Source organism: Sporosarcina sp. FSL K6-1522, from assembly GCF_038622445.1.
In the GTDB taxonomy this organism is placed as follows: Bacteria; Bacillota; Bacilli; order Bacillales_A; family Planococcaceae; genus Sporosarcina.
On record NZ_CP152019.1, the window covers coordinates 1,462,501 to 1,479,558 of the forward strand.

General features: G+C 45.0%; 16 protein-coding genes, 18 tRNA genes and 2 rRNA genes (1 of these 36 only partly in view). 30 read left to right on the top strand and 6 right to left on the bottom strand.

Annotated features, from left to right (window positions below; genetic code table 11):
• The 26 genes from MKY34_RS07060 to MKY34_RS07185 form a co-directional block, all read left to right on the top strand.
• Positions 1-26: transfer RNA gene (locus MKY34_RS07060), tRNA-Ile, on the top strand; it begins 51 nt to the left of the window's first position.
• Between the two features lie 44 nt (positions 27-70).
• Positions 71-146: transfer RNA gene (locus tag MKY34_RS07065), tRNA-Ala, on the top strand.
• 267 nt (positions 147-413) lie between these two features.
• Positions 414-3,347, top strand: a 23S ribosomal RNA gene (locus MKY34_RS07070).
• A 149-nt stretch (positions 3,348-3,496) separates the two neighbouring features.
• Positions 3,497-3,612, top strand: a 5S ribosomal RNA gene (rrf, locus tag MKY34_RS07075).
• A gap of 46 nt (positions 3,613-3,658) precedes the next feature.
• A tRNA-Asn gene (locus tag MKY34_RS07080) sits at positions 3,659-3,733 on the top strand.
• Between the two features lie 4 nt (positions 3,734-3,737).
• A tRNA-Ser gene (locus MKY34_RS07085) sits at positions 3,738-3,829 on the top strand.
• Positions 3,830-3,858: 29 nt separating this feature from the next.
• Positions 3,859-3,933, top strand: a tRNA-Glu gene (locus MKY34_RS07090).
• 158 nt (positions 3,934-4,091) lie between these two features.
• Positions 4,092-4,167: transfer RNA gene (locus MKY34_RS07095), tRNA-Val, on the top strand.
• Positions 4,168-4,197: 30 nt separating this feature from the next.
• Positions 4,198-4,272 (top strand) — tRNA-Met (locus MKY34_RS07100).
• A 3-nt stretch (positions 4,273-4,275) separates the two neighbouring features.
• Positions 4,276-4,351 (top strand) — tRNA-Asp (locus tag MKY34_RS07105).
• Positions 4,352-4,376: 25 nt separating this feature from the next.
• A tRNA-Phe gene (locus MKY34_RS07110) sits at positions 4,377-4,449 on the top strand.
• Between the two features lie 17 nt (positions 4,450-4,466).
• Positions 4,467-4,539 (top strand) — tRNA-Thr (locus MKY34_RS07115).
• Positions 4,540-4,554: 15 nt separating this feature from the next.
• Positions 4,555-4,639 (top strand) — tRNA-Tyr (locus MKY34_RS07120).
• Positions 4,640-4,646: 7 nt separating this feature from the next.
• A tRNA-Trp gene (locus MKY34_RS07125) sits at positions 4,647-4,720 on the top strand.
• A 23-nt stretch (positions 4,721-4,743) separates the two neighbouring features.
• A tRNA-His gene (locus MKY34_RS07130) sits at positions 4,744-4,819 on the top strand.
• Positions 4,820-4,851: 32 nt separating this feature from the next.
• Positions 4,852-4,927: transfer RNA gene (locus tag MKY34_RS07135), tRNA-His, on the top strand.
• 9 nt (positions 4,928-4,936) lie between these two features.
• Positions 4,937-5,008: transfer RNA gene (locus MKY34_RS07140), tRNA-Gln, on the top strand.
• 8 nt (positions 5,009-5,016) lie between these two features.
• A tRNA-Gly gene (locus MKY34_RS07145) sits at positions 5,017-5,091 on the top strand.
• A gap of 10 nt (positions 5,092-5,101) precedes the next feature.
• Positions 5,102-5,175 (top strand) — tRNA-Cys (locus tag MKY34_RS07150).
• A gap of 38 nt (positions 5,176-5,213) precedes the next feature.
• Positions 5,214-5,294 (top strand) — tRNA-Leu (locus tag MKY34_RS07155).
• Between the two features lie 204 nt (positions 5,295-5,498).
• Entirely contained in the window at positions 5,499-5,801 is a 303-nt protein-coding gene (locus tag MKY34_RS07160; RefSeq protein WP_342514500.1) for a hypothetical protein, read from the top strand.
• A gap of 17 nt (positions 5,802-5,818) precedes the next feature.
• The gene (locus MKY34_RS07165) at positions 5,819-6,727 is read left to right on the top strand and encodes a DUF3885 domain-containing protein (protein ID WP_342514501.1); all 909 of its coding nucleotides are present in this window, start codon (positions 5,819-5,821) and stop codon (positions 6,725-6,727) included.
• A 17-nt stretch (positions 6,728-6,744) separates the two neighbouring features.
• Positions 6,745-7,197, top strand: a complete 453-nt coding sequence (locus MKY34_RS07170) for an SRPBCC family protein (protein WP_342514502.1) — start codon at positions 6,745-6,747, stop codon at positions 7,195-7,197.
• A gap of 92 nt (positions 7,198-7,289) precedes the next feature.
• Positions 7,290-7,835: a sigma-70 family RNA polymerase sigma factor gene (locus MKY34_RS07175; protein WP_342514503.1), complete on the top strand. Its 546-nt coding sequence runs from the start codon at positions 7,290-7,292 to the stop codon at positions 7,833-7,835.
• Positions 7,789-8,031 (top strand): hypothetical protein, encoded by a 243-nt coding sequence (locus tag MKY34_RS07180; RefSeq protein WP_342514504.1) that lies wholly within the window; start codon positions 7,789-7,791, stop codon positions 8,029-8,031. The genes MKY34_RS07175 and MKY34_RS07180 overlap by 47 nt, the downstream gene beginning before the upstream one ends.
• A gap of 57 nt (positions 8,032-8,088) precedes the next feature.
• A complete protein-coding gene (locus tag MKY34_RS07185; RefSeq protein WP_342514505.1) occupies positions 8,089-8,682 on the top strand; it encodes a hypothetical protein in 594 nt (197 codons plus the stop codon).
• Positions 8,683-9,088: 406 nt separating this feature from the next.
• Here the strand turns inward: MKY34_RS07185 and MKY34_RS07190 are convergent, their stop codons facing one another.
• Positions 9,089-9,604: a hypothetical protein gene (locus MKY34_RS07190; RefSeq protein ID WP_342514506.1), complete on the bottom strand. Its 516-nt coding sequence runs from the start codon at positions 9,602-9,604 to the stop codon at positions 9,089-9,091.
• Positions 9,605-9,617: 13 nt separating this feature from the next.
• The gene (locus tag MKY34_RS07195; RefSeq protein WP_342514507.1) at positions 9,618-10,325 is read right to left on the bottom strand and encodes a phenylalanine--tRNA ligase beta subunit-related protein; all 708 of its coding nucleotides are present in this window, start codon (positions 10,323-10,325) and stop codon (positions 9,618-9,620) included.
• 106 nt (positions 10,326-10,431) lie between these two features.
• Here MKY34_RS07195 and queG point away from each other — a divergent pair, with 106 nt between their 5' ends.
• From queG to MKY34_RS07210, 3 genes are all read left to right on the top strand, one after another.
• On the top strand, positions 10,432-11,571 hold the full coding sequence (gene queG / locus MKY34_RS07200; RefSeq protein ID WP_342514508.1) for a tRNA epoxyqueuosine(34) reductase QueG: 1,140 nt from the start codon (positions 10,432-10,434) through the stop codon (positions 11,569-11,571).
• Positions 11,572-11,582: 11 nt separating this feature from the next.
• Positions 11,583-12,056, top strand: a complete 474-nt coding sequence (gene trmL / locus MKY34_RS07205; protein ID WP_342514509.1) for a tRNA (uridine(34)/cytosine(34)/5-carboxymethylaminomethyluridine(34)-2'-O)-methyltransferase TrmL — start codon at positions 11,583-11,585, stop codon at positions 12,054-12,056.
• A gap of 334 nt (positions 12,057-12,390) precedes the next feature.
• Positions 12,391-12,693 carry a hypothetical protein gene (locus tag MKY34_RS07210; protein WP_342514510.1) on the top strand — a complete coding sequence of 101 codons (303 nt, stop codon included), beginning with the start codon at positions 12,391-12,393 and terminating at the stop codon, positions 12,691-12,693.
• A gap of 71 nt (positions 12,694-12,764) precedes the next feature.
• On the opposite strand, the gene MKY34_RS07215 is transcribed toward MKY34_RS07210, so the two are convergent.
• Positions 12,765-14,066, bottom strand: coding sequence for an NCS2 family permease (locus MKY34_RS07215; RefSeq protein ID WP_342514511.1), 1,302 nt, complete (start codon positions 14,064-14,066; stop codon positions 12,765-12,767).
• 157 nt (positions 14,067-14,223) lie between these two features.
• Here MKY34_RS07215 and MKY34_RS07220 point away from each other — a divergent pair, with 157 nt between their 5' ends.
• Complete coding sequence (locus MKY34_RS07220; RefSeq protein WP_342514512.1) at positions 14,224-15,048, top strand: aldo/keto reductase; 825 nt, start codon at positions 14,224-14,226, stop codon at positions 15,046-15,048.
• Between the two features lie 81 nt (positions 15,049-15,129).
• Here the strand turns inward: MKY34_RS07220 and MKY34_RS07225 are convergent, their stop codons facing one another.
• Genes MKY34_RS07225 through MKY34_RS07235 form a run of 3 tightly spaced genes read right to left on the bottom strand, consistent with a single transcriptional unit; the run spans position 15,130 to position 16,887 of the window.
• Positions 15,130-15,981 (bottom strand): RluA family pseudouridine synthase, encoded by an 852-nt coding sequence (locus MKY34_RS07225; RefSeq protein WP_342514513.1) that lies wholly within the window; start codon positions 15,979-15,981, stop codon positions 15,130-15,132.
• Complete coding sequence (locus MKY34_RS07230) at positions 15,981-16,460, bottom strand: thioredoxin family protein (RefSeq protein ID WP_342514514.1); 480 nt, start codon at positions 16,458-16,460, stop codon at positions 15,981-15,983. The genes MKY34_RS07225 and MKY34_RS07230 overlap by 1 nt, the downstream gene beginning before the upstream one ends.
• A 1-nt stretch (position 16,461) precedes the next feature.
• Positions 16,462-16,887: a disulfide oxidoreductase gene (locus MKY34_RS07235; protein ID WP_342514515.1), complete on the bottom strand. Its 426-nt coding sequence runs from the start codon at positions 16,885-16,887 to the stop codon at positions 16,462-16,464.
• Positions 16,888-17,058: the final 171 nt, after the last annotated feature.

Sequence of the window (17,058 nt, forward strand, 5' to 3'; positions counted from 1 at the left end):
TGGTTCGAGTCCACTTAGGCCCACCATAAAAAACTAAGTGAGTTTACTTAGAAAGTAAACATATATTTTCGGGGCCTTAGCTCAGCTGGGAGAGCGCCTGCCTTGCACGCAGGAGGTCAGCGGTTCGATCCCGCTAGGCTCCACCAATTATTTGTTCTTTGAAAACTGGATAAAACGACATTGATAGTAATAAATCAAGAATCAACCGAGTAAATGACTTTTGTGATTTACTTATGCAATACTTTTTAACGATTACAGGCGCATATCGCTATGCAATTGTAGTCACCCGAGGATTGCGAGAAGCAAGCAGTGCTAGGAAGCGATGAAGTGAAGACCGGAACGTGCTAACGCACGTGAGAATCTGAACGGCTGAGCTGACAATGCAATGCGAAGCTTATCGAAATCCGTATGAAGGTTAAGTTAGAAAGGGCGCACGGCGGATGCCTTGGCACTAGGAGCCTAAGAAGGACGGCACTAACACCGATATGCTCCGGGGAGCTGTAAGTAAGCTTTGATCCGGAGATTTCCGAATGGGGAAACCCACTGCCCATAATGGGGTAGTACGTTTACGTGAATACATAGCGTAAACGAGGCAGACCCGGAGAACTGAAACATCTAAGTATCCGGAGGAAGAGAAAGAAACATCGATTCCCTGAGTAGCGGCGAGCGAAACGGGAAGAGCCCAAACCAGGAAGCTTGCTTCCTGGGGTTGTAGGACACTCTACACGGAGTTACAAAGGAATGGATTAGGCGAAGCGACCTGGAAAGGTCCGCCGTAGCGGGTAAAAGCCCCGTAGTCGAAAGTCCATTCTCTCCAGAGTGTATCCTGAGTACGGCGGAACACGTGAAATTCCGTCGGAATCCGGGAGGACCATCTCCCAAGGCTAAATACTCCCTAGTGACCGATAGTGAACCAGTACCGTGAGGGAAAGGTGAAAAGCACCCCGGAAGGGGAGTGAAATAGATCCTGAAACCGTGTGCCTACAAGTTGTCAGAGCCCGTTAATGGGTGATGGCGTGCCTTTTGTAGAATGAACCGGCGAGTTACGATTCCATGCAAGGTTAAGCAGTGAATGCGGAGCCGCAGCGAAAGCGAGTCTGAATAGGGCGAATGAGTATGGGGTCGTAGACCCGAAACCAGGTGATCTACCCATGTCCAGGGTGAAGGTAAGGTAACACTTACTGGAGGCCCGAACCCACGTATGTTGAAAAATGCGGGGATGAGGTGTGGGTAGCGGTGAAATTCCAATCGAACCTGGAGATAGCTGGTTCTCTCCGAAATAGCTTTAGGGCTAGCCTCAAACGTTAAGAATCTCGGAGGTAGAGCACTGTTTGGACTAGGGGCCCATCCCGGGTTACCGAATTCAGACAAACTCCGAATGCCGATGATTTATGTTTGGGAGTCAGACTGCGGGTGATAAGATCCGTAGTCGAGAGGGAAACAGCCCAGACCACCAGTTAAGGTCCCCAAGTATTCGTTAAGTGGAAAAGGATGTGGCGTTGCCCAGACAACCAGGATGTTGGCTCAGAAGCAGCCATCATTTAAAGAGTGCGTAATAGCTCACTGGTCGAGTGGCGCTGCGCCGAAAATGTACCGGGGCTAAACGAATCACCGAAACTGTGGATTGACACCTTAGGTGTCAGTGGTAGGAGAGCGTTCCAAGGGCGTTGAAGCTAGACCGTAAGGACTGGTGGAGCGCTTGGAAGTGAGAATGCCGGTATGAGTAGCGAAAGAAGGGTGAGAATCCCTTCCACCGAATGCCCAAGGTTTCCTGAGGAAGGCTCGTCCGCTCAGGGTTAGTCGGGACCTAAGTCGAGGCCGAAAGGCGTAGACGATGGATAACAGGTTGATATTCCTGTACCACCTCCCCGCCGTTTGAGTAATGGGGGGACGCAGTAGGATAGGGTGAGCGCGCTGTTGGTTATGCGCGTCTAAGCAGTGAGGTGTGGAACGAGGCAAATCCCGTTCCTATAACATTGAGCTGTGATGGCGAGGAGAATTGTCTCCGGAGTCCCTGATTTCACACTGCCAAGAAAAGCCTCTAACGAGGCGGGAGGTGCCCGTACCGCAAACCGACACAGGTAGGCGAGGAGAGAATCCTAAGGTGATCGAGAGAACTCTCGTTAAGGAACTCGGCAAAATGACCCCGTAACTTCGGGAGAAGGGGTGCTCTGGTAGGGTGTTAAAGCCCGAGAGAGCCGCAGTGAATAGGCCCAGGCGACTGTTTAGCAAAAACACAGGTCTCTGCAAAACCGCAAGGTGAAGTATAGGGGCTGACGCCTGCCCGGTGCTGGAAGGTTAAGAGGAGAGGTCAGCGCAAGCGAAGCTTTGAATTGAAGCCCCAGTAAACGGCGGCCGTAACTATAACGGTCCTAAGGTAGCGAAATTCCTTGTCGGGTAAGTTCCGACCCGCACGAAAGGCGTAACGATCTGGGCACTGTCTCAACGAGAGACTCGGTGAAATTATAATACCTGTGAAGATGCAGGTTACCCGCGACAGGACGGAAAGACCCCGTGGAGCTTTACTGTAACCTGATATTGAATTCCGATGCATCCTGTACAGGATAGGTAGGAGCCTTAGAGCCCGGAGCGCCAGCTTCGGAGGAGGCGTTGGTGGGATACTACCCTGGATGTATTGGACTTCTAACCCATGCCCCTTATCGGGGCAGGAGACAGTGTCAGGCGGACAGTTTGACTGGGGCGGTCGCCTCCTAAAGAGTAACGGAGGCGCCCAAAGGTTCCCTCAGAATGGTTGGACATCATTCGTAGAGTGCAAAGGCATAAGGGAGCTTGACTGCGAGACCTACAAGTCGAGCAGGGTCGAAAGACGGGCTTAGTGATCCGGTGGTTCCGCATGGAAGGGCCATCGCTCAACGGATAAAAGCTACCCCGGGGATAACAGGCTTATCTCCCCCAAGAGTCCACATCGACGGGGAGGTTTGGCACCTCGATGTCGGCTCATCGCATCCTGGGGCTGTAGTCGGTCCCAAGGGTTGGGCTGTTCGCCCATTAAAGCGGTACGCGAGCTGGGTTCAGAACGTCGTGAGACAGTTCGGTCCCTATCCGTCGCGGGCGCAGGAAATTTGAGAGGAGCTGTCCTTAGTACGAGAGGACCGGGATGGACACACCGCTGGTGTACCAGTTGTCTTGCCAAAGGCATCGCTGGGTAGCTATGTGTGGACGGGATAAATGCTGAAAGCATCTAAGCATGAAGCCCCCCTCGAGATGAGATTTCCCATTACGCAAGTAAGTAAGATCCCTCAAAGAAGATGAGGTTGATAGGTCTGGGGTGGAAGCGCGGTGACGTGTGGAGCTGACGGATACTAATCGATCGAGGACTTAACCTTAATTAAAAAGTGCACGGTTGGCTCGATTTGTGTAATACAATGTTGGTTTTATTCAGTTTTGAGCGAACAAAACAAAATAAATTATTTTGTTGAAACGCTTGCAATTACTTAGTGGATATGTTAAGATAGTAATTGTCTTGTGAAAATAGTCTAGTGATGATGGCGAAGAGGTCACACCCGTTCCCATACCGAACACGGAAGTTAAGCTCTTCAGCGCCGATGGTAGTTGGGGGTTCCCCCCTGCAAGAGTAGGACATCGCTAGGCTGTCATTCTCAGTATACATACAAAGCAGTATGACTTGTAGTATTATTCCGCAGTAGCTCAGTGGTAGAGCAATCGGCTGTTAACCGATCGGTCGTAGGTTCGAGTCCTACCTGCGGAGCCATTTAGGAGAGCTGTCCGAGTGGCCGAAGGAGCACGATTGGAAATCGTGTAGGCGGCTAACGCTGTCTCAAGGGTTCAAATCCCTTGCTCTCCGCCAGTTAATCTAAAGCTTATCTCTTATAGTATGGCCCCTTGGTCAAGCGGTTAAGACACCGCCCTTTCACGGCGGTAACACGGGTTCGAATCCCGTAGGGGTCACCATTTTAGTCAAGAAATTCTATAGCTACTCCCGTTAAAATTGGGAGAAGTAAGCAGAACAAGGAAGCGATTGAGTGAGGGAAGGAGCGTACAACAGTACGTGACTGACTGAACGATTGAAGATGACGCAGTAATGCGCCGCTTATCGCAATTATAACCCAGGAGGATTAGCTCAGCTGGGAGAGCACCTGCCTTACAAGCAGGGGGTCGGCGGTTCGAGCCCGTCATCCTCCACCATTTATTTTAAAAAGTTAGTAATAGTATTGTCGCGGGGTGGAGCAGTGGTAGCTCGTCGGGCTCATAACCCGAAGGTCGCAGGTTCAAATCCTGTCCCCGCAACCAAATGGTCCCGTGGTGTAGCGGTTAACATGCCTGCCTGTCACGCAGGAGATCGCGGGTTCGATTCCCGTCGGGACCGCCATTTTTTTAAAAAAGAATAATGATATGGCTCAGTAGCTCAGTCGGTAGAGCAAAGGACTGAAAATCCTTGTGTCGGCGGTTCGATTCCGTCCTGAGCCATCATTCAAATTCCACGTGCCGGTGTAGCTCAATTGGTAGAGCAACTGACTTGTAATCAGTAGGTTGAGGGTTCAAGTCCTTTCGCCGGCATCATACTTTATTTTTGGTGGGGTAGCGAAGTGGCTAAACGCGGCGGACTGTAAATCCGCTCCCTCCGGGTTCGGCGGTTCGAATCCGTCCCCCACCACCATTTTTGTAGGGGCATAGTTCAACGGTAGAATAGAGGTCTCCAAAACCTTTGGTGTGGGTTCGATTCCTACTGCCCCTGCCATTTATCACTTTAATAAGATTATGGCGATTGTGGCGAAGTGGTTAACGCATCGGATTGTGATTCCGACATTCGAGGGTTCGATTCCCTTCAGTCGCCCCATGATTTTTTTAAATAAAGTAATAGTTATAATGGCGGGTGTGGCGAAGTGGTTAACGCATCGGATTGTGATTCCGACATTCGAGGGTTCGATTCCCTTCATCCGCCCCATTTAATTTTTGGGGTATAGCCAAGCGGTAAGGCAACGGACTTTGACTCCGTCATTCGTTGGTTCGAATCCAGCTACCCCAGTTAGTTTTGCGGAAGTAGTTCAGTGGTAGAATACGACCTTGCCAAGGTCGGGGTCGCGGGTTCGAATCCCGTCTTCCGCTCCACTTTTTCTACGGCGGCATAGCCAAGCGGTAAGGCACGGGTCTGCAACACCCTTACCACCGGTTCGATTCCGGTTGCCGCCTCCAATTTTATTAGCTGCTATCTGTAAAATGAATATGATTATGCCCGAGTGGTGGAATGGCAGACACGTCGCACTCAAAATGCGATGCCGCGAGGCGTGCCGGTTCAAGTCCGGCCTCGGGTATCAAGTAAAAAGACATAACTTCGGTTATGTCTTTTTTCGTTTATAAAGTTAGAAAGAGAAGACTTTTAATTATCTCATCTGTCACTACTCATGGAGTGGTGGCATTTTTGGTTTAATGCAATGATATAATTATTTGTAGAAAAATGTAAAGAGGATGTGTTTAACATTATGAAATGTTTTTGTGCACCAGGAGAGGTTTATGAGTTGAAGATAGAGGGAGAGGTAAGTGCTGATCCCGTATGGTGTGCTGAATGTATGCGCAATTTGGATTTAGAGGAGCTTCCAATTTCACATGGATTAAAAACTCGATTACGGGAATGGATGCTGCGGTATGGTGAATGGATTGATTGGGAAAAGGATAGGATTGTGTCCAATGGAATTGAGCTTGAGATGATACATAATAAGCAAGGTAAGAAGTTAACAGAGGAAGTTCAAAAAGAAATTGGGGAGAAATATGATGTTTACTTTTCACCGGCTCGAATGGCTAGTACTTATCATTCCATCTAAAGTGAAGGAGGAATTCAATGGTTTTATTTGAGCAATTAAAAAATCAGTCAAAATATTGGATTCGGTTTGAGTTGGGCTTGTCTCAGTTAGAAGAAAAGGATTATTTTAATGAGGTATATCATCGTGCAAAATCGATTTTTCATTATATGTTTGGAACGAATGATGAAATGTTGCTTGTGTTCTCAACCGATACTCATATCGCTGAGAGAAGAGAGTTACCGGCTATCAAACGCTTTCTAAGAAATAAAAAGTTGATATACGGTTTAACGCATGAGACCATTCCATTTGAATATGACGAAGAGGATATGACGACGACTCGATATGGTCTAAAGGTTAAAAAGGAAGATCTATTTGTAGACTATATAATTCGGGCATTAGGTAACAAACAATCTCATAGGAAGCCGCGGATAGACGCAAACCTCTATATCGTTAATTTGACGAGACAAACGCTATTTCACATGTATGATGAGCGTGGTTGCGATGTTTATAGTTTGAAAAAAGAGGAGTTACTACCCTTATACCGTGAATCAAGAAAATGGATATTAGATTATAATCGAATTGAGATTGATCGGAATTTTGGAGAAGGGTTGTTCAATTGTTTTGAAAAGCCAGTAGGGTTGGCACAGCGAGAGAGAAGAAATAAGCAACAAGTTCAAGAAACCAAAATTAATTTGTATGAGGATAACACATGTCATATCACGCATGAGCTTGAAATACCTAAGGAATATGTTGAAGAATGTCTAACGGATATGCAACAAACAGGGTTTCAAATTGTGATTGATAGTGAACATGATTATTCAATCATTCTCAAAGCCATGAAAACGGAAGCGCTGGCACTGATTGATTATCAAACGGAACTAATGTGTTTATATGCAAAAAAGCATTGCGGTCAGTATAAGGGATGGTCAATCATAAAAGCTTTTTAAAAGATGGAGGAACAGTGATGCCGTTAATTGAACATAGAGAATTCGTCCAAGCTCCTATCGAACGCTGCTTTGATCTTGCGAGGGATGTAGAGACTCACACGCGGACAACAGGGAAGACGCAGGAGAAGGCTGTTGGTGGGGTTACGATGGGGTTATTGCAGGCTGGGGATGTCGTGACATGGGAAGCAGTCCATTTGGGTGTCAGGCAAAGGTTGACGGCGAAAGTGACGGTTATGAATAGGCCATATTCCTTTGAAGATATCATGGTGAAGGGGGCTTTCCATTCCTTTCATCATATTCATGAGTTTATAGAGCAGGGGAATGGGACGGTAATGATTGATCGTTTTCAATATCGTTCCCCATTTGGGCCGATTGGTGTTATCGCGGATAAGTTATTTCTGGAAAGTTATATGCGCAAGTTTCTAGTGAATCGTGCAAAGGCTTTGAAAGAAATTGCGGAAAGTATGTAATGTAAACGCTACCTTCATTTTAAAATGAAAGTAGCGTTTTTTGTAATATTGTATAGCGTAAATCGTCTAATGAGTAAAGGAGGGGAAATCGTGTGGCGAACCATTCAATTGAGGATTGGTTTCAATTGTACGAAAGGGATATCACGAGCTTTTTGACGTACTATACAGGCTCCGTGGATGTTGAGGATCTCGTACAAGAAACCTTTCTGATTGCGATGAAGAAAATGCCTAGTCTTCAAGCACAGTCCCATCCGAAAACGTGGCTTATTTCTATCGCAAGAAATCGTGTGATCGATCATTATCGTAGAAGGAAAGTATGGGAGAGAATTAAACATATTGTTTTTAGAGAACAACCACTTTCGAATGCGTTAGAAGAACAGACCATCATCAATCAGGATATCGCTCAATTGTACAAGGCCATTCACCAACTACCTCCTCGCTATAAAGAGGTTGTCATCCTGAGAGGTATTTTGGAACTGCCAGCTAAAGAAGTGAGTGAAGTATTAAAAACCAATGTTAATCATGTAAATGTCCTGTTTCATCGATCCTTAAAAAAATTAAAAGACTTATTAGTGGAGGAGGGGGTAACTAATGAAGGAAATAGAAAACGTACAGGAAAATCTGAAAAGCCTTCCTAAACATACATTGAATGAAGGGCAGAAAGAAAATATTATCCGAGCTTTGCGGAAGAAAACAACATCTAATAAGCGGGTACAGTTTACTAAACCACTTATGGCATTTGCTTTGCTATGTGCGACAGTGTTTGTCCTTGTACTATCCAGTGATAATGGATTGCGGCATTTATTTCAACTGCAAGTGTCACTGACTGTGTAGCAAGCAGAAGTCTTCAACGTATCACATAACCAACAAGTGATAGGCGTTGAAGGAAAGGTGGGGATGCTAGGTGGCGGGCAGTTTGTAGCAGATGATGCAAGAAGAGGGGCGAAAATGATGCTGTACTTTTGGGGAGATCCATCGGTACTTGCAGGAAAAAACTTTAGAGTAGAAGCTAGGAATACTTACAATGAAAAAATTAAAATGTCTGAAGGGGTTTTCGATGATTTTCTATTTGGTGAAGATGTTCAACAAGTATTGACGAGTTTTCAACCATTTTCGAGAGAAGGGGAATGGCAACTCTCTTTTCTTGTAGATAATCAATTATTTACAGAATTCCTGATTGAAGTCCTTCCACCACTTCCCAAGGCGGAACAATATACGTTAATTGACCATCCAATGGAACTGATAGTCGGTAAGGAAACTGAAGTATATATTGAAAGTACTATGGACAATGGGAAGGAAATAAAAGTGAAATTACTTAATAACAAAGGAAATATTGTTTCTGAACATGTTTTCATGCAGGATGGTACATTTAGCGGGGCAGCAGGGGGAGATATTTATCAGTATCGTGGAAATTTATATTTTCCAGGGCAAGGCACCTGGAATTTGCTAATAGATGGTAAGAAAACAAAGCCCTTCAAAAATTGAGTATCAATTACGCCTTGGCGTAATTGCGTCCAGATTTTTTCGAGCTCGCTCGAAAAGCTCCTCTAAAAAATCTGTGACATCCGCCGGAGGCTTTATCTTCGTTCAGCCGGTGTTTGAACAATCACTGAACAGGAAATAAAACGCATTCATCTCACCACCTATCGAGGTGGGAGTTTTCTGCTGAATGAAGATAAACAAAATCGCTCCTTGCCGCTAAAACGGAAGGAGCGATTTTCATAGGGTGGGGCCGGGTGAAACGACACTAATTGGGAGGGAATTGCATTTGCCCTAGTTGGTCATTGGGGATTGGTCACAAAGTAAATGGGAATTGGTCATTGGTTTGCCAACATTTAAATTGAGGGCCCCACTCTATGCCTTGAAAAGGAGTCTCACCTTTTCAAGGATATCAGAAGTATTTACTGTCATCGAAAGCTAAGGTAATCGAGTAGTTTTTCGCATTGATGAGGTTCGATAATTTATGTGCATCTTTTTCTAGTTGTAAGGATTTCACGCGATAGTCTTCCGGATTGAAAAGGGCGACGCGGTAGATGGTAGTGCTTTCTGAGTAACCGTATTGAATTTCTTCTTTTTCGGCTGTAGAGAGCTCTTTATAGAAGCGAGCTTTCGCACGTAATTGTGTGGCGAGTTCAATCGCTTCTACAATGGCGAGCTGTTGTCCTTGGAAGTCGATTGTATGGTCAATATTGGCGCGGTACATCAGACGATCGAGTACACGGCTATCCAGACGTACTTCATCCAATTCAGTTTCAACATGCCCAAGGGTACGTGGTCCTTGTTCAGGCGTGTTGCCCTTTTCAATCGTCGTAAAGGCGACGCGTCTCATTTCATCCTCAAGTTCATGGATTCGCTTTGTCAAAACACTTTTGAGTTTTACAGCTTCAGCGAGTGTAATGTTCGCCATCTAGTCATTCCCCCTATTCCTTTCCATTCACTATAACGGAAGCTTGTCCTTCGTGCAAAACATAGGAGTGGACGTCACCACCGCTAATGCTGGTGAACATACTGCCACAGGCGGTTGTTAGTTCAAACGCTTCTCTTGCATCCATGGATGGACGAATAAAGAAGACATGGAGTGCATCTGTTGTCTCTTCTGTGACAGAGGTTCTGATGGAGTCCACGAAGGGGCTGCCGAATGGGCTATAGTTATCTTTTAATAAGACGATATTTTGTAATGAATTGAAACGACCGTTTAGTCCATCGTATCCATCTGCTTCTTTACCTGATGACACGTGGATATTGCCGACAATTTTTTCAACGTCATAGATGCCTGCTGGGATTTCGTGCTGTAAGGAAAAGAAGTTGTTTAAATCGACTGCGGTGTGAAACGGCTGGATGTAGTTTTGTTTCTTGATGCGTCGCATCAGTGCTTCTGTGGAATGTCGGTAGCGGTTTGGATCAGCGCCGAGAGCTTTCCATACGGTGCGCCATTCGTGAATGCCTGGAAAGTCGGAAAAGTTTTTTTCCTCAAGTTCAAAGAAAAGTTGTTCTTGGAACAGTTGTAGGCGGCCTTTCAGCATTTGAGGCGATTCTGACACGGTAATTTTGGTATAATGGTTAATGCCCAATTTTAATCCGGGCACGGCTTCAAATAGTTTCGTATCCATTTCGATTTTCAATGACATCACCCTTTTATATATGATTCGTGTTGATTTGGCATAGGTGTAGAACACCTTGAATTGCATGCGAAATCAAGTTAACTCAATACTAGCATAAAGGAGACGATAAAGTGTGAATGCTGTTCAATTGCAACAGGCGGTAAAGGTTTACGCAGAGTCAATTGGTATTGATAAAATTGGCTTTACGACGGCAGCTCCATTCCGTGAACTAAAAAATCGCTTGAAACGGCAGCAAGAACTAGGCTACCAGTCGGGATTTGAGGAGAAAGATTTAGAGAAGCGCACAGAACCTGCCCTTTTACTGGACCAGGCGGAGAGCATTATTGCGATTGCTGTTGCGTATCCGTCTAAAATGACCAATTCGCCTAAAGGAAAGAAAGGGGAGCGTCGAGGAATTTTTTGTCGTGCGTCGTGGGGGACGGATTATCACACCGTTCTTCGTGAGAAGCTTAGGCTACTTGAAGCGTTTATTGTGCAATATGTGCCGGATGCTAAGCTGCGTTCGATGGTTGACACGGGGGAGTTGTCGGATCGTGCGGTGGCGGAGCGAGCGGGTATTGGTTGGTCGGCAAAAAATTGTTCAATCATTACACCAGAATTCGGTTCGTATGTCTATCTTGGCGAAATGATTACGAATATACCATTTTCACCGGATGTGCCGATGGAGGATGAGTGTGGGGACTGTAGACTGTGCTTAGATGTCTGTCCGACAGGGGCTTTGATTCAAGGGGGGCAACTGAATGCACAGCGCTGTATTGCGTTTCTGACGCAGTCTAAGACACCAATCCCAGAGGAGTTTCGAATGGAGTTTGGCAATCGGTTGTATGGCTGTGATACATGTCAGACGGTTTGTCCGAAGAATAAAGGAAAACAGAATTTGCATCAGCAGGCGTTTCAACCGGAACCTGAGTTAGCAAAGCCTTTGTTGCAGCCAATGCTGAAGCTGTCAAACCGTGAATTTAAGGAGACCTATGGCCATGTATCGGGTTCATGGCGTGGAAAAAATCCGATTCAGCGCAATGCCATTATTGCATTGGCACACTTCAAGGAAGTATCGGCAGTCCCTGAATTGATCGATATGCTGGAGCAAGATCCTCGACCTATGATAAGAGGAACAATCGCGTGGGCACTCAGCCAAATCGGTGCAGAGGAAGGGCTGTTAGCCATTCAAGAGGCCATGGAGAAAGAGCAAGATGCACATGTACTTGCGGAATTACAAAATGCGTTAGATAATTGGAAAGAACAATTTTAGGAGGCTACACGATGAGGATACATGTTGCATTATTTGAACCACAAATCCCTGCGAATACAGGGAATATCGCGCGGACATGTGCAGGAACTGGGGCAAAACTTCATCTTATCAAACCGCTTGGATTTTCGACGGACGATAAAATGTTGAAGCGGGCGGGACTTGATTATTGGGAGCATGTCGATATTACGTACCATGATGGTATTCATGAATTATTTGCGGCGTATCCACAAGGATTATTTTACTTTTTGACGAAGCATGGTGAACAGCCCCATACGGCATTCGATTATTCTGATCCAGCGAAGGATATTTTCTTTGTTTTTGGGAAAGAGACAACGGGGCTTCCAGCTGATATTCTAGAAGAGCATAAAGAACGATGCTTGCGCATCCCGATGAACGGCAATATTCGCTCCCTCAATTTATCGAATACGGCGGCGATACTTATTTATGAAGCGCTTAGGCAGCAAGATTATCCAGGGTTAGGATGAAAAAACGGGACAAGCCAAATGGCAAGTCCCGTCTCACATTATGTTGGCTGATGGCCGCGATCTTTTTTGCTTTTTTGACCTGGTTTGCTCTCATACCCACCCGTAAAGATTGCAGATAGGAATGCAAGTGAAACGCCCATAATAAGAATAAGATTCATCGGATAGACCTCCTGTAAAATCAATAGTTCTTTATCTAGTATACCCTATTTTAAAATGAATTGGTATGCATGCTCCAAAAAGTTGTGACAGATACGAGAAAATCAATTAGCAGTGAAACTATTTGTATAATGAAACGTAAAAAGAGTATAGCTGAAATGAGATGGAGGAAAAATAGATGAGAAATTATTCTACGATTATGAAATGGGTAACCGCAGTTGCAGAGGGCTTTCTAGCTATTCCGATTATCGGTGGAGCAGTGATTTTAGGGACAAGCTATTCGGCGTTGACGGTGATGTTTGTGTTGCATGCGATTACCTTGATATTGTCGATTCGAGATAGGCAAGGGAAGGCAGCATCGATTCTAGGTCTTGTCACAAGTGTAGTGAGTGTCATTCCGGTTTTTGGTTGGTTCATGCACTTGGTTACAGCAATCGCACTTTTCGTATCCGCTTTTATGTCTAGAAGCAGAACGATATAATTAAAAAAATTCCCTTCCGCATATGGAAGGGAATTTTTTAATGTCTAGACTCCAGGCGCACTGCGCTTTTCTTAATGGGGTAAAAAGAGCAATTGATAGGTGAAAAGTATCGCGAAAATATAAAGAAGGAATGGAACTTGTCTCCATTTACCTTTTACGACTTTCAACAAAGGATATGTGATGAAGCCAAGTGCGATACCTGTTGCAATGCTCGATGTAAGTGGCATCGTTAGAATAACGAGAAAGGCCGGGAATGCTTCATCGAACGAATCCCAATCGATATGTTTAACAGTACCAATCATTAGACTTCCGACGATAATCAAAGCCGGTGCAGTGATCGCAGAGACACCTGACAATGCACTGACAAATGGTCCGAAAAAGGCGGCGACAATGAACAAAATCGCAACAGTCAGTGTTGTGAGACCTGTACGTCCGCCTACTGCAACGCCAGAAGAAGATTCAACATATGCTGACGTTGGGCTCGTACCGAACATGGCCCCAGTTGTTGCTGCAATAGAGTCAGCAAGCAGTGCGTGGCGTGCGCGCGGGAGTGTGTTGCCTTTCATGAGGCCTGCTTGTTTGGCTACGCCAATCATCGTACCTGTCGTGTCGAACAAGGTAACAATCAGGAAGGCGAAGACGACACCATACAGACCATGTGAGATAACATCGCCAACTGCTTGGATGGGATTCCAGACGATAATCCCTTCAGGTAAGTGTGGCATTTGCCATAGACTCCCTTTAAATTCGAGCTGCTTGGTCAAGAAAGCGGCGATTCCTGTCAATAACATACCGATGAAGATTGAACCGTAGACATTCAAGGCCATCAAAATGATGGTGACAAGAAGTCCAAACAATGTGAGCAATACAGGTGGAGAAGTTAAATCTCCGAGTTTCACGAGGTTCGTTTCATGTGGGGCAACGAGGCCTGATAATCGAAAACCGATGAAGGCGATGAATAAGCCAATGCCTGCTGTAATTGCATGTTTTAAATTTTCCGGAATGGCTTGAATGAGCTTTTCACGGAGAGGGGTCATGGACAGAAGAACAAACAATAACCCGGCGATGAAGACTGCAGAAAAAGCAGCCATATAGTCAAGTTGCCCATCAGATGCGAGAACGACTGATGTAAAATAGGCGTTCAATCCCATTCCAGGTGCGATGGCGATTGGATAATTTGCAAATAGCGCCATCCAAAGTGTTCCGACGACGGCAGCGATGATGGTTGCCAGAAATACTTGCTCGAATGGTACGCCAGCTTCAGCTAATATAATAGGGTTAACGATGACGATGTAAAGCATTGTCAAAAAAGTCGTCATACCTGCTAAAATTTCAGTTTTTACGGTCGTATGATGCTCTTTTAAATGAAACAATGAAATTCTCCTTTCAAAATACGAACGATGTTACGTCCATTAATAATAATATTCGTTTCTACCTAGAAATTCAACTGAGCATTAAGTCAGAAAACTCGTCAAGTATGCAGGCGAATTGTACAATTAGAAAGAGAAGTACTGAAAGGGGAAAGCGAATATGACAAAAGTATGGACTGGAACAAAAGAACTTGCAAATGGTGTGCACATGCCCCAATTTGGCCTAGGTGTTTACAAAATGACGGATTCAAAGCAAACCTTTGAAGCGATTACATATGCAATTGAGACAGGCTATCGTGCGATTGATACGGCATCCTTTTATGATAATGAAAAAGAGACAGGCGAAGCGCTTCGATATGCTGGTGTGCCACGGGAAGAAATGTTTGTTACATCCAAAGTGTGGAATACAGATCAAGGATATGATGAGACGCTTCGTGCATTCGAGGTTTCATTGAAGAAATTGGGCTTCGATTATTTGGATCTATATTTGACTCATTGGCCGGTATCGGGGAAATATGTCGATACGTACCGTGCGATTGAGCGATTGTATGATGAAAAACTCATTCGTGCAACTGGCGTGTCCAATCATCATATTCATCACTTAGAACAAGTTTTGGTGAAAGCGAATGTGCCGCCGATGGTCAATCAGATTGAGCTTCATCCACGCCTGACACAGGAGCCGTTGCGGAACTTCTGTAAAGAGAATGGCATTGAGATTACATCTTGGTCGCCGCTAGCAAGAGGGCAATTGCTGACAGAACCGACGCTATTAGCAATTGGGGAGAAATATGGCAAGACGGCTACACAAGTCATCATTCGTTGGCATTTGCAAAATGATCTCATTGTTATACCGAAATCTGTGACGCCCTCACGCATTAAAGAAAATAGTGAAGTTGCTGATTTTGAATTGTCAGCTGAGGATATGGCGTTGATCAACGCATTGAATCGTAATGAACGGACGGGATCAGATCCGGATACGTTTTGACTTACTGAGCAGGAAAAAATGGCCGTTACTGAATGAAGCTATATAAAAAATGCCAGGGAGAAAAAATCTCCCTGGCATTTTTTATATGTTAATCGTCATTTGTTGTTCCGTAAATGGATGAACGAATGCCAATGCTGTAGCTGTTAGGCGGTAAGTACCGTCTTCGGTTGCATGGCCATCATATAGTGTATCCCCTGTAACAGGATGTCCGAGATGCGACAAGTGCACCCGAATTTGATGTGTGCGCCCTGTTTCAAGTTCGGCCTCTACAATGGTTGTGTCTTCTTTTCGTTCAATAATGCGGAAGTTGGTGACAGCGGATTGTCCTGAAGTAGAGACAATTCTTTTCGCCGGATGATGGCGATCTCGACCAATCGGCAAGCGAATTGTGCCTTTCGGTCTTTTCACATGCCCGTCAACTTCTGCGATATACGTTCTTGTAATGACATTTTGCTCAATCATGCGGTCGAATAATGACTTCGCAATCGGGTGCTTGGCGATTAGCACGATGCCGGAAGTCCCTTTGTCGAGCCGGTGGATATGCTCTGCATAGTTACCGCCTTGTTTTTTCACATAAGCCATTACACGATTCATAAGTGTGCCCGTTTCACCAGGTCCATCAGGATGCGTTGCAATGCCAGCAGGTTTCACAACTGCTAGGATATGCTCATCTTCAAAGAGGACAGTAAGTGCACTTTGTTCATCAGCAAGATAAGTGGAAATGGCCTCTGGAAAAGTGAAGACTAATTCCGTCCCAGCTGCAAGGGGAGTACGCCAATCATCGATAGGCTCATTGTTCGCGTCCAGTACACTTTTGCTCATACGCATGAGGTGAACCGTTTTTTTGCCACCTTGCCATTTGTCTTTTAGCAGTTGCTCGACCGTCAAATCAGGTGCTGGTGTTTGATAATGAAATAACGTCATATTGCCCATCATTTCCCTTCAAATTCTGCGAAAAATGCTCGGATATTTTTTTCCGGCTGTTGACCCATCATACGACCGATTTCTTTACCGTCTTTATAATGAACAAGCGCTGGCCAAGATTCGACATTGTACTTTGTGTCAGCCCCAACTTGGTTGCCAAATTCCATCATGTTGTATTGCAACACATCGACACCTAGCTCTTTAGCGATTGGCATTAAGTCCGGTGTCATAGCCATGCAATACTGACAATCTGGGCTGAAATAGTAGACAGTTGTCGATTCACCAGCATCCACTTTTTCGAACATTTTTTCAGGTAGAACGATGCTGTCATAATGTTTGTTGCCGATCAAATCGATCGTAGCCTGCTGAAGATTGTCTGTGCCATACGGATTGTCTTTCAATTTTGCTTCGTCTGATTTGTTTGAGAGGAAAACGATAAGGGCGAAAAACGCAACAATCGCACCCCCGATAATGAATAGTTTTTTCAATTTACTTGGACTCCTTCTGCCATTTCATCATGAAAAGGCTTGTGATTAAAATGAGTAAAAATGCGACAAGTGCTAGGAATGGGATGGTGATGAAACCGAGATAGTTAATATATTGCCCGGTACAAGATACATTTCCACATGTGGGAGCACTTTCGCTCAAAAAGCGCAGTTTTTGAATGCCATAATGATAGAGAGACATACTTCCTCCAACAAGTGCAAAAGCAGCTGTTGTCATGGCGATTTTCGCATTTTTTTGGAACAGCGCAACGCCTGAAATCAGGACGATTGGATACATAAGAATCCGTTGGTACCAGCAAAGCGTGCATGGTTCATAGCCGCGTATTTCAGAAAAGTATAGCGAACCAAGTGTAGCAACAAATGCGACTGTCCATATAAAGATAAGACCATTTTCGAGCCGTTTGTTCATCTAACCAACTCCTATAGGGATAACTATATCTTTGATTATAGGCGGTCATCTTTCGCAAGTAAATAATATGCACTTGCATTAGTAGAAGTCAGTCATTTTACATCGAGCTCGCATTTGGCGTTATGGATTCGTAAGGATTGTGCGATATACTTAAGAGAAACGGATGGAGAA

What these genes read in the sequence shown, in the direction of transcription:
- MKY34_RS07165 (WP_342514501.1), top strand. Translation starts at nt 5,819, where the DNA reads ATGGTTTTATTTGAGCAATTAAAAAATCAGTCAAAATATTGGATTCGG.
- MKY34_RS07170 (WP_342514502.1), top strand. Translation starts at nt 6,745, where the DNA reads ATGCCGTTAATTGAACATAGAGAATTCGTCCAAGCTCCTATCGAACGC.
- MKY34_RS07180 (WP_342514504.1), top strand. Translation starts at nt 7,789, where the DNA reads ATGAAGGAAATAGAAAACGTACAGGAAAATCTGAAAAGCCTTCCTAAA.
- MKY34_RS07190 (WP_342514506.1), bottom strand. Translation starts at nt 9,604, where the DNA reads ATGGCGAACATTACACTCGCTGAAGCTGTAAAACTCAAAAGTGTTTTG.
- MKY34_RS07195 (WP_342514507.1), bottom strand. Translation starts at nt 10,325, where the DNA reads ATGTCATTGAAAATCGAAATGGATACGAAACTATTTGAAGCCGTGCCC.
- trmL (WP_342514509.1), top strand. Translation starts at nt 11,583, where the DNA reads ATGAGGATACATGTTGCATTATTTGAACCACAAATCCCTGCGAATACA.
- MKY34_RS07210 (WP_342514510.1), top strand. Translation starts at nt 12,391, where the DNA reads ATGAGAAATTATTCTACGATTATGAAATGGGTAACCGCAGTTGCAGAG.
- MKY34_RS07220 (WP_342514512.1), top strand. Translation starts at nt 14,224, where the DNA reads ATGACAAAAGTATGGACTGGAACAAAAGAACTTGCAAATGGTGTGCAC.
- MKY34_RS07225 (WP_342514513.1), bottom strand. Translation starts at nt 15,981, where the DNA reads ATGGGCAATATGACGTTATTTCATTATCAAACACCAGCACCTGATTTG.
- MKY34_RS07235 (WP_342514515.1), bottom strand. Translation starts at nt 16,887, where the DNA reads ATGAACAAACGGCTCGAAAATGGTCTTATCTTTATATGGACAGTCGCA.